This is a genomic window from Psychrobacter sp. 28M-43 (genome assembly GCF_014770435.1).
GTDB lineage: Bacteria > Pseudomonadota > Gammaproteobacteria > Pseudomonadales > Moraxellaceae > Psychrobacter.
This window is the reverse complement of record NZ_CP061739.1, coordinates 926,143-940,395: the sequence shown is the minus strand read 5'-3', so window position 1 is coordinate 940,395 and position 14,253 is coordinate 926,143. Positions and strand designations below refer to the sequence as shown.

General features: G+C 42.2%; 11 protein-coding genes. All 11 read right to left on the bottom strand.

The window, feature by feature from the left end:
- Nucleotides 1-307: 307 nt before the first annotated feature.
- The 11 genes from cmk to IEE84_RS03945 all read right to left on the bottom strand — a co-directional run bounded on the left by cmk (nt 308) and on the right by IEE84_RS03945 (nt 14,073).
- A complete protein-coding gene (gene cmk / locus IEE84_RS03995) occupies nt 308-1,075 on the bottom strand; it encodes a (d)CMP kinase (protein ID WP_191114933.1) in 768 nt (255 codons plus the stop codon).
- Between the two features lie 189 nt (nt 1,076-1,264).
- A complete protein-coding gene (tadA, locus tag IEE84_RS03990; protein WP_191114932.1) occupies nt 1,265-1,816 on the bottom strand; it encodes a tRNA adenosine(34) deaminase TadA in 552 nt (183 codons plus the stop codon).
- On the bottom strand, nt 1,817-2,554 hold the full coding sequence (locus IEE84_RS03985; protein ID WP_114700820.1) for a uracil-DNA glycosylase: 738 nt from the start codon (nt 2,552-2,554) through the stop codon (nt 1,817-1,819).
- Between the two features lie 196 nt (nt 2,555-2,750).
- Nucleotides 2,751-5,282, bottom strand: a complete 2,532-nt coding sequence (gene clpA, locus IEE84_RS03980; RefSeq protein ID WP_191114931.1) for an ATP-dependent Clp protease ATP-binding subunit ClpA — start codon at nt 5,280-5,282, stop codon at nt 2,751-2,753.
- Nucleotides 5,283-5,919: 637 nt separating this feature from the next.
- Nucleotides 5,920-6,315: an ATP-dependent Clp protease adaptor ClpS gene (locus IEE84_RS03975; protein WP_101206289.1), complete on the bottom strand. Its 396-nt coding sequence runs from the start codon at nt 6,313-6,315 to the stop codon at nt 5,920-5,922.
- Between the two features lie 166 nt (nt 6,316-6,481).
- A complete protein-coding gene (locus IEE84_RS03970) occupies nt 6,482-7,348 on the bottom strand; it encodes a hypothetical protein (RefSeq protein ID WP_191114930.1) in 867 nt (288 codons plus the stop codon).
- Between the two features lie 103 nt (nt 7,349-7,451).
- Entirely contained in the window at nt 7,452-8,519 is a 1,068-nt protein-coding gene (gene argC, locus IEE84_RS03965) for an N-acetyl-gamma-glutamyl-phosphate reductase (RefSeq protein ID WP_191114929.1), read from the bottom strand.
- Between the two features lie 136 nt (nt 8,520-8,655).
- Nucleotides 8,656-9,792 carry a uroporphyrinogen decarboxylase gene (hemE, locus tag IEE84_RS03960; RefSeq protein ID WP_191114928.1) on the bottom strand — a complete coding sequence of 379 codons (1,137 nt, stop codon included), beginning with the start codon at nt 9,790-9,792 and terminating at the stop codon, nt 8,656-8,658.
- 92 nt (nt 9,793-9,884) lie between these two features.
- Nucleotides 9,885-11,057, bottom strand: coding sequence for a glutamate 5-kinase (gene proB, locus IEE84_RS03955; protein ID WP_057759177.1), 1,173 nt, complete (start codon nt 11,055-11,057; stop codon nt 9,885-9,887).
- Nucleotides 11,058-11,134: 77 nt separating this feature from the next.
- Nucleotides 11,135-12,340 (bottom strand): Obg family GTPase CgtA, encoded by a 1,206-nt coding sequence (gene cgtA, locus IEE84_RS03950; protein WP_057759175.1) that lies wholly within the window; start codon nt 12,338-12,340, stop codon nt 11,135-11,137.
- Nucleotides 12,341-12,630: 290 nt separating this feature from the next.
- Nucleotides 12,631-14,073: a glyceraldehyde-3-phosphate dehydrogenase gene (locus IEE84_RS03945; protein ID WP_191114927.1), complete on the bottom strand. Its 1,443-nt coding sequence runs from the start codon at nt 14,071-14,073 to the stop codon at nt 12,631-12,633.
- Between the last annotated feature and the right edge of the window lie 180 nt (nt 14,074-14,253).

Genomic DNA, 14,253 nt, shown 5'->3' with positions numbered 1-14,253 from the left:
TATGTCTACCTTTGTATAGCCGTATCCTGTCCAGCACAGTACGGATCAAATTTATGATTGTATAGAACGAAATACTGGTTTTATATCCCATGCAATCATATAAAAAAACGTTTGTTGATAGTGAGCTCATCGTAATTAAAACTGACTAACAACAACTGTCTTATATCGACTGCAACATCTTGAATAAACTAAGTTTTTCTTACTGCTTCAATAAAATTCAACTTAACCGTATCATTTTATACTAAAACAATGATTAATAGGAAACTTTTTAGTACTTAATATGTTGTTTTTACTAGCTATTAAATGACTAGCTAGTGAAAAACACACCTTTATCTTGGCAATGCTTTTTGACTCGTTCATATACTGCATCAGCATTAAGCTCTGAACTATCAAGTAATAATGCATCTGCCGCAGGCTTCGATGGCGCTGTACTACGATTTTCATCTCGGTCATCACGCTCTTTTATCGTCGCTAAAATCGCCTCAAAATCTGCTGTTTGACCAGCGTTCAGTAACTGAGTCACACGGCGCTCTGCACGTGCTTCAGCACTAGCCGTCAAAAACACCTTAACATCAGCATCTGGGAAAACAACCGTACCCATATCGCGACCATCAGCAACCAAACCTGAACGAGTAGCCATATCTTGTTGTAACTTTAGCAATGCTTGACGAACTTGTGGAAAGACCGCTATCTGTGATGCATAGCCTCCGATCGTTTCATTGCGTACTTGCTCACCTACTGCTTGTCCATTAACAATGATATCTACACGTCCTGAGTCATTGTTTGGTACAAACGCTATATCCAAGCTTTCAGTCAATGCTAATACAGCATTTTCATCGATTGGTTGGCTGGCATCTGCGCTAATCAAACCCGCTTCAAAGGCTTTTAGCCCAACAATCCTATAAAGCGCACCAGAGTCTAACAACTGATAACCTAGTACTTGTGCCAGACGCCATGTAACCGTGCCTTTACCAGCGCCACTAGGACCATCGATACAAATAACAGGATAGCGCACTGATGAGGTGTGGCTATTCTCTGTATTGAGTAAAACATTATCAGGTGTAGAACTAGTCATAATACTTACTCAATAATATGCGTTACTTATATCGCTTATCGTATGTCATTAATAAAACGATATTTATTCGTATGTTAAGTCTTTAATAGCCTATTAAGATGGGTGCTATCAAATAGGGCAATATTATAGCAAAAAATCATCGTGACCACTAGCACCAAGACTGATATCTTGTTTATTAGTATTTTGAATTTATATAGTGGCCTTATTCTTTTTCGCCGCTTGCCTACGCTCACGAAAAAATGTCTTTAGTATTTGACTGCTATGCTTGCTGCATAACCCGCTATAGGCTTGAATACTGTGGTTGTAAAAAGGTTGTAATGATAAGTCCATTTGACTACCAACCATCCCAGCACGCGGTTCACTCGCTGCGTACACCAACTTGTTTACACGCGCATGGATTAGAGCACCGATACACATCGTACAAGGCTCTAAAGTGACATATAAAGTAGTTTGTAGCGGCAATCGATAGTTTTCTAAACGCGTACAAGCGTCTCTCAATGCAACTATCTCTGCATGAGCAGTAACATCATGGCTACTAATAGGTTGATTAAACCCTTGGCCGATAATCTGCTGATCATGTACCAATACAGCACCTACAGGCACCTCTCCTCGCTCAGCACCCTGCTTAGCCAGTTGGATTGCTTGTTGCATCCATTTAATATCTTCAGCTAACCAAAAGGTGCTAGCCTGCATATTTAAAGGTTGATACGGCGTTAAGCTTATATTTTGTATATTTTGCATTTATTGTGGTAATTGCCAGTCAATTGGAGTTTGGCCATACTGCGCCAAGTAGTCATTTGTCTTAGAAAAAGGTTTAGTGCCAAAGAAGCCGCCACGGTTTGCCGCCAGTGGTGATGGGTGTACCGCTGTCAGAATCAAATGCTTATCCGTATCGATATACTTACCTTTCTTCTGGGCTTTACTACCCCATAGAATAAATACAGTATGCTTGGTCTGTTCATTAACGGCATCGATTACAGCATCAGTAAACTGCTCCCAACCTTTATTTTGATGACTGTTTGGCTCGCCTTCTCGGACAGTTAGTGAGCTATTAAGCAGTAGAACGCCTTGCTGTGCCCAGTATGTCAAATCGCCATGCGCTGAAGGCCGAATGCCAATGTCATCTGCCATTTCTTTAAGTAAATTATTTAATGATGGTGGCTTAGGAATGGCTTTAGGAACAGAAAATGATAACCCCATAGCCTGACCTGGACGATGATAAGGATCTTGGCCCAAGATTACCACTTTGACTTGCGATAACGGCGTGAGGTTAAGCGCATTGAACATCAATGGTGCAGGCGGATAGATACTATCATCCGACTGATACGCCTCTTTTAAGAACGCGCGTAGATTGTCCATATTCTCAGATGTTAGCTCATCTGCTAATGCCGTTTTCCAATCTTCTGGTAAACGGACATTGTCTAAAATCGCTTGTTTTTGTTCTGGAGTCTTTGTTGTCGGTTCATCGAACAGTTCCATAGTGTGTCCTTTTTATACTTGTTATCTTGTTATCTTGTTATCTTGTTATAAGTTCCATAGCTTCGTTAAAGCCAGCTTACTGTAAATAATCATACTAACAAAAAATAGTATGAGCTTTGTTGATGAATTATAGCAATAAAAAAACGGCTACCGCAGTAATACGGTAGCCGTTTTTATGATGTCAACACTAAATAACTTAACTGGCTAAAGACTCAGAATCAGGATGTGGCTCATGAGTTTCAACAACTGTCAGAATAATACGACTATCAGCTGAGCCTTTGTCTGATACCTTATCAAGCTTCATCGTATCATTCTCTTGAGAATCATCGACTTTAGGCTCTAAAGTCAGATGAACGACACCGCCATTAACCAGATCACCAAACAAAATCATACTTGCCAATGGTTTTTTGATTTCATCTTGAATCAGACGTTGCATCGGACGTGCACCCATTAGACGGTCATAGCCTTTGTCCGCCAAGTAGTCACGTACATCATCATCAATCTCTAATGTCACTTGCTTATCATCAAGCTGTACTTGTAATTCAACTAAGAACTTATCGACAACCGATACAACAACTGACGTATCTAGAGGGTTGAACTGAATTATAGCGTCTAAGCGATTGCGGAACTCTGGCGTAAAGACACGTTTCAGCGACTCTGTATTATCACGACTATGGTCTTGTTGAGTAAAGCCCATTGACGAGCGACTGATACTATCAGCACCAACGTTCGTTGTCATAATAACGATGACCTGTTTAAAGATGGCCACACGACCATTGTTATCAGTCAACGTACCATGATCCATTACTTGTAGTAACAAGTTGAAGACATCTGGATGCGCCTTTTCAATCTCATCAAGCAACAACACGCAATGTGGATGCTGATTGATTTTTTCAGTAAGCAAGCCACCTTGATCATAGCCAACATAACCTGGAGGCGCGCCAATCAAGCGTGATGCCGTGTGCGCTTCCATGTACTCTGACATATCAAAGCGTACCAATTCTACACCTAACAGGTTCGCTAACTGACGCGATACTTCTGTTTTACCCACACCAGTTGGACCTGCAAACATAAATGAACCGATTGGCTTATCAGGTGCTTTTAATCCTGCACGTGATAGCTTGATAGCATCAGCCAACGTGGCAATTGCCTCATCTTGACCAAATACCAAGTGCTTAAGATCTCGATCTAAATGCTCAAGAATACTCTTGTCATCACTCGATACAGATTTGGGTGGAATACGTGCCAACTTAGCAATAATAGCCTCGATATCAGCCACATCGATTTTCATCGGTGGCTTTTGACCCTTTGATAACTTCACACCATCTGCCGATTTAGCACTATCGCTTGCTTTCGCAGTCGCTGCTTCATCTTGCATTTCATTATCTGTATCACTATCGATATCAGCATCGATCTGTGCATCAAAATCTTGCTCTAAATCAGCAATGAAACTTTCTTCCGCTTCGATATCATCGACATCAGGCACCACGCCTAAGCGCTTATACGCACCTGCTTCGTCAATCACGTCAATGGCTTTGTCAGGTAAAAAACGCTCATGAATATGTTTGGCTGATAACTGTACCGCTGTGACCAACGCTTCATCCGTATACTCAACATTATGAAATTCTTCATAACGAGGTTTTAGACCACGCAGAATATCGATAGTGTCATCCACACTGGGTTCTTTAACATCAATTTTTTGGAAACGACGCGACAATGCATGGTCTTTTTCAAATACTTGGCGATATTCAGTAAAGGTTGTTGAACCAATACAACGCAGCTCACCGTTGGCAAGCGCTGGCTTGATAAGGTTCGATACATCCATATTGCTGCTCATTGATGAACCAGCACCAATAATCATATGAATTTCATCGATAAAAAGAATAGCATTTGGTTTTTTCTTTAATGCATCAAGCAATGACTTCATGCGTTTTTCAAAGTCACCGCGATACTTAGTTCCCGCAATTAGTGAACCAATATCAAGGCTATAAATCACGCAACCGTTAAGGGGCTTCGGTGCTTTGTCGTTAATAATTAACCATGCTAAACCTTCAGCGATAGAGGTTTTACCTACACCAGGCTCACCTACTAGCAATGGGTTATTTTTACGACGACGGCATAGTACTTGGGCAGCACGTTCAATTTCAGAAGCACGCCCAATCAAAGGATCGGTTTTACCTTCAGCAGCTCGCTGGTTTAGATTGGTTGCAAATTCAACCAATGGATCTTTACTGGTCTTTTCAGAAGCACTACGACGCTCAGTGCCTGCAGAACCACGTGATTCAGATGGCTCTTCTTTATCTTGACCGTGTGATAAATACTGAGTTAGCTCAAGGCGACTGATGCCTTGTTTTTTAAGCAAGTAGACAGCATAGGTATCATGTTCTGAAAACATAGAGACCAAAATATCAGACCCTTCAACCAAACGACCACCACCGATCGATTGCACGTGAAAAATAGCACGTTGCAAGATACGATCAAAGCTTTGAGTCGGCTGCGGTGACTGTTCTGTATCAGCATCAATAGTTGGCGTGTGTTTATTAATATAAACCTCAAGCTCAGTACGCAACGCCGAGACATTAGCATTACAAGCAGTCAACGTATTGGCAGCATGAGTGTTTTCTAATAAGGCCAAAAGCAAGTGTTCAACAGTGAGATACTCATGCGATTTTTGGCGCGCAAGCGTCATTGCTAAACGTAGAGAAACTTCAAGATGACGACTTAACATAACAACTTCCTACGGTTATATCTATCTTTATAATTGATAGTTTTATGAATGAGTTAGTAAGTAAATCAGGGCGGTAGATGAATTGTTCAAGGGCTATATTCGTATTATTAGAAGTCATGAATAAATGAGGTGAGCGGTAGACTATTGATTAAATACTATAATCTCGCTATCAGCCAACAGTAATCATAACTATCCATGGCCGCTTTTCTTTATATCAACACGATACTTCAACGGAGTCAATCTATTAACACAGACTAAAATGTATCAAAGCGTGCTACAAGCTAGTAGCGACAACCTTAATAACGAATATTAAATGTTGAAAAACTGATTAGATAGAAAGAAAGATTGATATTTTAGAAGCTAGAAATGACGTAGTTTTAGCAAGTTTAACTGAGATACTTAGTCTAAAACTATTGAACAGGCTATTTTAATAGATAGGGTTATTTATTATAAAAATCAAGACTCTATGGATAATAAAACTATTTTAAGAGGCAAAGTTCATATATAAGAGGGATGACTGAAAAGTCAAAAAAGCTCACTATGAAGGTGAGCTTTGATATGAATTACTTAGAAATAAAGAACAGTAGGTAAAACTTTAATAGAGCCATATATCAGTATAAGAAATTAATAAGTTACTCTACTCGCCTTGATGCGGTTCGATTTGAGTTAATAACGGATAACCTTCGCGGTGTGCCAGACTATTTACTTTTTTAGCCTTGGTCTCGGCGATATCTTTGGGGTAAATGCCAGCAATACCTTTGCTGCTATTATGAATAGTCAGCATAATCTCGACCGCAGAATCCATACTATGACGAAATTCTGACTGCAATATGTATACAACAAACTCCATCGGCGTGTAGTTGTCATTGTACATAACAACCGCATACATAGGCGGTTTGGCTACTTCAGGCTCTGCGACCAATACATCTGCTTGCGGTGACGTTTCACCATCGGTATCACCGTCTTGTGCACGATGAGCAGGCATATTGGGAAAGTGCCAATCAGCAACCGTTGGCGTGGCTTGAGATATCATTTTTTTCATCATAATCAAAATATAATTATAAGGTAAGTTTAAGATAGAAGAGGTTGTTAAGGCAGGCGATAAGGCATGGTATAAAGCACAACCACTAACTAAGGCCATTGTGCTTTGATTTCAACCACAGCATCGTCACTGAGTAATTCATTAAGACATGAGGTAATTAAGGTACGATAGGACTTTCATCAACTTCTGGTAAATCTAAAAGCGATGGTAGCATGTTATCCACACTATCACCGAGCTTCCAGTCATACAATTGCTCTACTTTTTGACCACCAGCTTGCAAAGTCAGTTTGGCTTGCAAAGGTCTAAAGCCTGATGGCATTACAAAGCGACCACGTATCCGAACGATACCTTCGATCATATGGTATGCAGGGTCAAGTGGCACCTCTACAAGGTCATCATTATTAAGTAGCGTCAATACAGGCCGTAGGCGTTTGGCTTGACCATCGCTGCTGAGCATCCCAATATCAAAACCATACTCAAAAGCATTTTCAGGTAGTGGCGAAATTTTGGCACCTAATACCTGTAAAGGCATACCACCTTTCTCACGAATGACATCTGAATATAGCTCATTGAGCTGTGACACTTGCTTATTTTCTACTGTTAGTTCTTGCTGGCTTTCACGCAGTTCTTTTAAATTAGCCAAACTGATAGCCAGTTCTTGTTTGGCAGTCGCTGCTTGGTTAGTAGCTATCTTATTGCTAAGACGCAAATCTTCTAGCGCTTGTGTCGCTTCAGTGCTATCGATGATTGCTTGCTTGGCTTCTGTTTCCATCGAATGAAGGCCACGTTGGTAACCAAGCTTATGACCGAATACCAGCCCAACCACTGCTGTCACTAATACGGCCACTACAAACAGTGCCAATACTAACGTAGAAGCGCCGTGTTGTGAGCTAGCAATACCACTTATAGGGACATTATTATTTCTAAAGGAATGCTGTTTGCGCTCCAAGCTAGGTATAACCGAGTCTTTACACGATTGACGTGCTGGCTGTGAGCAAAAGCGTAGTACGAGCTGAACACGCATTTAGACAGTATCTCTTAAGGGTAAGGGCAAGTCATTATAGCCGAATTTATAATCAATACCTAGCACCGTAAATGTGAATGATTGGAATATGAAGTCGTTGATATTAAGGAACAATCGGTGCAAAGTTCAGCCCCATTGACTCATCAAAACCGAACATCACATTCATGTTTTGCACAGCCTGCCCAGCAGCACCTTTGACTAAGTTATCTTGAACAACGATAACTGTTAGCTCAGCACGCTCATTATCCTGATGTACGGCAATACGTAGACGGTTACTAGCGCGAACACTACGCGTATCTGGATAAAGGCCTTTTGGCATGACATCAACAAACAACTCTGACGCATAGCTATTTTCAAACGCTTGCTGCCAATCGATAGCAGCACCAGCATCGGTCAGCTCCATATGAATAGAGCTTAGCATGCCCCGAATCATCGGTACTAAATGCGGCAAAAAGCGAATGCGATGCGCGAACTGGCTGTCTAATAACTGTGCAACACCCTGCTCAATCTCTGGTAAATGACGATGGCCTTCGACGCTATAAGCTTTAAAGCTATCCGTCGTCTCAGCATAGTTAAGTGCAAGTGATGCTTGACGGCCTGCACCAGACACGCCAGATTTTGCATCGATAACAATACGAGACTCGATCAAACGCTCTGCTTGCTTATTCTGGGCTGCGACAATTGGTTTTAAACCCAAAATCGCAGTGGTTGGATAACAACCTGGGTTGCCTACTAGTAACGCATTCGCAAGCTTGTCACGATTGATTTCTGGTAGGCCGTAGATCGCTGTTTTCAACAATTCAGGGCAAGCATGTGACTGTTTGTACCAGTGCTCAAAGTCAGTCAGTGACTGCAAACGAAAATCAGCAGCCAAATCGATGACCTTAACGCCAGCTTGAATAAGCGCTTCAGCTTGCTTCATTGCTACACCATGCGGCGTCGCAAAAAACACAACATCACATTTTTGCAATGCAGCAAGCGTATTATCACCTAAGTCGCTAAAAACGATGTCAGACACACCGCGTAAGCTTGGGAAGATTTCATCAGCACGAGTGCCAGCTTCGCTACGAGAAGTTAATAAATCAATAGAAACCTCAGGATGAGCAGATAATAAGCGAATGAGCTCAATACCCGTATAGCCTGTACCACCGACGATCGCTGCTGAAATCATAAAACACCCTTTTCTTGGTAAATACTAAATATGCACTGATAGATTCTATATTTGCTTATAACTCATTCAGTTCCATAAATTATATAGTTCTACAAATGCGAACAAAGACAGAATCACTCTCTAAATATTCTGACTCTTAAATTTTATAATCGTGTACTGCATCCACAAACACTTTGGCATTGTCAGGGTTAACCCACTGGGTGATACCGTGACCTAAGTTTGCTATGTAACCAGTCTTTTCACCGTCAGCGTAAGCACGGTCAAGCATGGCGTTCACTTCAGAACGAATTGTCGCAGGCGAACCGTATAACGTCGCTGGATCTAAGTTACCTTGGATAGCTTTGCTGCTTTGCAATTTCTTATGCTTTTTGGTCAACTGACGCTGACTTTCAGTCAATACTTGACGCGCACGATCAATCGGCATCGTCCAATCTAAACCTAACACGTCCGCTTCGCTGTCAGCCTGAATATCAAGCCATAACCCACCACCTTTAGTGAATAGCACTACAGGTACTTGTGGATGACGTTCCTTTAGTTCAGCGACAATACGTTTATTATAAATGTGTGAGAATTCGATAAATTGACGATGGCCTAACGCACCGCCCCAACTATCGAATATCTGTACAATTTGAGCACCAGCGACGATTTGGGCATCTAAATAGTCAATAACTGACGTCGCAAGCTTGTCTAATAACTGATGTAAAAAATCAGGGTTACTATATAAGAAGCCTTTGGTATAACGATAATCTTTCGAGCTACCGCCTTCTATCATATAAGTAGCCAACGTCCACGGACTACCGGAGAAACCAAATAATGGAACTTGACCATTCAATGCTTTACGAATACTGGTTACAGCACGCATTACATAATCTAAAGAGTCGTTTGGCTCAAGCACTGGCAATCTATCAAGATCAGCCTGCTCACGAATAGGATGCTTAAATTTAGGACCTTCACCTGTTTCGAAATACAAGCCCAATCCCATCGCATCAGGGATAGTTAAAATATCACTAAATAAAATGGCAGCATCTAAATCATAACGGCGCAATGGCTGCAGAGTCACTTCAGTAGCGCGATCTGTATCTTTGCACAGGCTCATAAAGTCACCAGCTTCAGCACGAGTGGCTTTATATTCTGGCAAATAACGACCAGCTTGGCGCATCATCCATACCGGTGTGGTATCGATGGGCTCAAAACGTAATGCACGTAGCAATCTATCATTTTTTAAAGGTGCAAACTGTTGCTGAACCGAGTTACTACCGTCTGAAGCACTCATGTACAAATCTCCAAAACAGCACAATATCCATATTTATCAATGGATATCGTACTGGATAAAATAAGTTGAATAAAAAAGGTTATATAAAAGCGCTATACAGTTAATGCAAGATTGTCACGGTGTACCATGACGACACGTTCTTCGCTACTGCCAAAGATCTTATCGAACTGTTCGGTACGCTCACGAGCGACGCGGCGCGCATCATTCGATGAGAAGTTTACCTGCCCAACGGCAATACGTTCACCTGTATCTTGATGGATGATTTCTACCACATCACCTTCATCAAATCCGCCCTGCACTTCTACAACACCCACTGGCAATAAACTTCTATTGTGCTCAGTCAATGCTCTTGCAGCACCTGCATCGACGACCAAGCTACCTGACATACGTAGATGCGCAGCTAGCCACTGTTTGCGCGCGATGATTTTATCTTCGTCATTAGTCGTCAGCAAGGTACCTACAGCTTCGCCTGATACCACACGGGTAATAACGTCATCGATAGCACCACTGACGATAACGGTAGGACAGCCACCCATTGCAGCAAGGCGTCCAGCACGGATTTTGGTCAACATACCACCGCGTCCAAGCTTACCACCGTCTCCTGCAATATCAAATAAATAATCCGCCATTGCACGTTCTTGGCGAATCATCTTGGCATCAGGATTATCACGTGGGTTATCAGTGAAGACACCTTCTTGATCGGTTAAGATAATGTACAAATCAGCATTAACCATCGCGGCTGCCATCGCACCCAAGGTATCGTTGTCGCCAAATTTAATCTCATCAATCGTGATGGTATCGTTCTCATTGATAACCGGTAGTACGCGCCATTCTAATAACTGGGTCAGCGCACCAGTGGTGTTAAGATAACGGCTACGATTAGACAAGTCATCATGAGTTAGCAGGAGCTGCGAGCTTTGAATACCATGCTGAATCAAAGCTGACCACCATGTTTCAATCAATCCCATTTGACCAATAGAAGCACAGGCTTGTAGTGCTGCTAGTTTTTTAGGGCGTTCCTCAAGGTTCATACGTACCACACCTTCAGCAACGGCACCTGATGATACCAGCAGTACCTCAACGCCTTTTTTGTGCAGCTTAGCAATTTGCTTTGCCCACTCATATATGGCAGTACGATCCAGCCCTCGACCGTTATTGGTTAATAGTGATGAACCAATTTTGACAATAACGCGCTGAATATCAAAGTTGCGAGTTTGCTTAACAAATCTTGCTTCTTCCATCGTGTTTGCTATGTCATCTGCCATATAAACTCCTTTTTTCATATTAATTGATTGTAGGGATTAAATTCACAATTCAAATATAACTGCTCAAGCATACTAGCTTAAGGAACGTACATTACCTCAACGCCATCGTCATCATCGTCGTCAAAATCAGACGCATCCAAGCCTTCACGCGCCGCTTTACGAGCCGCACGATATGCTTCACGCTGTGCTTCAGTGTTAAGACGTACTTCAGCTTCTAGACGCTCGAAACGTTCTTTTTGTGCTTCAGCGAAGATAGGATCTTCTATTTCACGCTCACGCTCAAGTTCGATATCATTCATTAGATGATATTTGACCGCATCAACGCCTTCACCAGTTAGCGTTGCCGTACGGAAGACCATACCAGTCCAACCAAGCTCTGCGACGATATGAGTACAAAGCGCGTTCAAATCTTCATCATTGACCTGATCGATTTTGTTTAATACCAAAATCTGCGGTAAGTTGGCCAATTCAGGAGAAAAACGCTCAAGCTCATTTAAAATAACGCGAGCATTTTCGACTGGATCGCTGCCATCAACAGGCTTGACATCAACTAAGTGTAACAGACGACGTGTACGCGCAACATGTTTTAAGAAGCGAATACCAAGTCCTGCACCTTCTGATGCACCTTCAATAAGACCAGGAATATCGGCCATTACAAATGAGCGATGACGACCAATATCGACCACACCCAAGTTTGGTACTAGGGTGGTAAACGGATAATCAGCCACTTTTGGTCTAGCAGCAGAGACTTGACGTATAAAAGTCGATTTACCAGCATTAGGCAAACCAATCAAACCAACATCAGCCACTACTTTTAGCTCAAACTTAAGAACTTTTAGCTCACCTTCAAAACCTGACGTCGCTTTACGCGGCGCTTGGTTGGTCGAGCTTTTAAAATGGGTATTACCCAGACCACCATCGCCACCTTTGGCAATCAGTAATGTCTGGCCAATCTCAATCAAATCGCCCAATACTTCGTCTGTTTCGGTATCAACTACCGTGGTACCAACTGGTACTGGCAAATAAAGATCATCAGACCCTTTACCTGAACAGTTTCTACTATGGCCGTTCTCAGCACGCATGGCGTCATGACGACGCGTATAACGATAGTCAACTAGGGTGTTGGTGTTATCTTCTGCAATGACATATACATCTCCGCCCTTGCCGCCATCACCACCATCAGGTCCACCACGTGGGACATACTTCTCTCGGCGAAAACTGGCGATTCCGTTACCACCGTCACCTGCTTTTACCGTTACGACGGCTTCATCAATAAATCGCATCTTACGTTCCTTAATTCACAATCCAGTCTATAAACTGGTTACAACCAACGGTTGTATTTTGGGGTTTTGCTATGTTGTTGCGTCAAAATAAACACTGTATAAAGTCTACTTTTACTTAGTGCCCATTATGACAATAACACCCGATAATCAATCGGACTATCGGGTGTTTAAGTATGACAGTTAAAATCCTACCAAGCTATTCAAAGTAGCATCTGCTACAGCGCCATTCTTATGACACGATAGCGCTACTATACTTGGTATGACGTTATTGCTCTACTGTATTTAGTAATCTATGCTGGAATCTGAGCGTAGCTGATTCCGGCCATTTGCGTCGCCAAACGCAATACCTGAGTACTATAACCTACTTCGTTATCATACCAAACATATACGATAGCTTGGTTGTCAGTCAAAATAGTAGCTTGAGCATCGACAATACCAACATGAGTCGTACCAACAAAGTCAGTTGATACCGCTTCTGTAGAATCCGTATATGCAATCTGCGACTGCCAAGTGCTGCTGTTAGCCATTTTACGCAAGAACTCATTCAACGCATCAGCGCTTGCTGGAGCAGTTTTCAGATTCACGTTCAAGATTGCTAAGCTGACGTTTGGTGTTGGTACACGAATAGCGTTACCCGTCAGCTTACCATTTAATTCTGGCAAAGCTTTACCGACAGCTTTTGCAGCACCAGTACTAGTGATAACCATGTTCATTACAGCACTACGACCACGGCGGTCTGCTTTATGATAGTTATCAACTAAGTTCTGATCATTGGTAAATGAATGAATAGTCTCTACATGACCATTTACAATACCGTACTCATCATTCAATACATTCAGCGTTGGCGTAATCGCATTGGTCGTACAGCTAGCAGCACTAACGATCGTATCATCACCAACGGTGTCATTGTTCACGCCATAAACGACGTTTTTGATATCGCCGCCAGCAGGTGCTGTTAGCAACACTTTTTTCACGCCAGTAGACTGTAAGTGCTTACCAAGGCCTGCTTCGTCTTTCCAGATACCTGTGTTATCGATAACAAGAGCATTGTCGATACCATAAGCAGTATAGTCGATTTCGCTTGGGTCTTTGGCATAGATAACTTGTACAAAACGACCATTAACGATCATGCCGTTATTATCATCATCAATACTGATGCCGCCTAAGAATCTGCCATGGATTGAGTCACGCTCAAGCAATGAGATACGCTTAGCCAAGTCACCAGCAGCGGCTGGACGCACAACGATCGCTTTTAGTTGTAGACCTTTCGCGCTTGACGCTTGTGACAATAGCAGACGAGTCAAGATACGACCGATACGGCCAAAACCATACAGCACAACATCCGTCGCGCCGTTTACAGCACCAGCGTTGTTAATAGACTGTAGAGCGGTTTGTAAGTCCGTATCATTAGCAATCAATTGACCAACATCGATACGAGTGGCTTGAATATCAGTATTTTCTGAGATAACTTTTACCATCGCTAGAGTATCAGCGATATCGATAGCTTTGGCACCATGGTCGCGTAGTGCTACTTTTTGATGTAAAGCAAGTATTTGACCAACTGAGGTAGAGTCTAGCGTTTCACCAAACAAAGTCACTTGTACGTCTTGCTGGTTATAGAGCTTGTTTAGTAGCCCCATAAGCTCAATCGCTTGTTGCTCTTGATTGTTGTAGTTGCTCAAGTGGTCTTGATGTAATTGGCGTAAGGTATCAGCGTTGCTCACGAGAAACATCCTTATGGTCAGTAATGTATGATCAATAAAATATGAAGAAGTGTAAAATAGATAGGTCGTGTATGCTCTAAATGGCGACTCTAATATGATAATCAACCACTATCAATATGGGTTATTGACGCTAGAGTATTTGAATCGCCTAGATTTTAGCCTAAAACGCCTCATTTTGCCAGTAGTAAC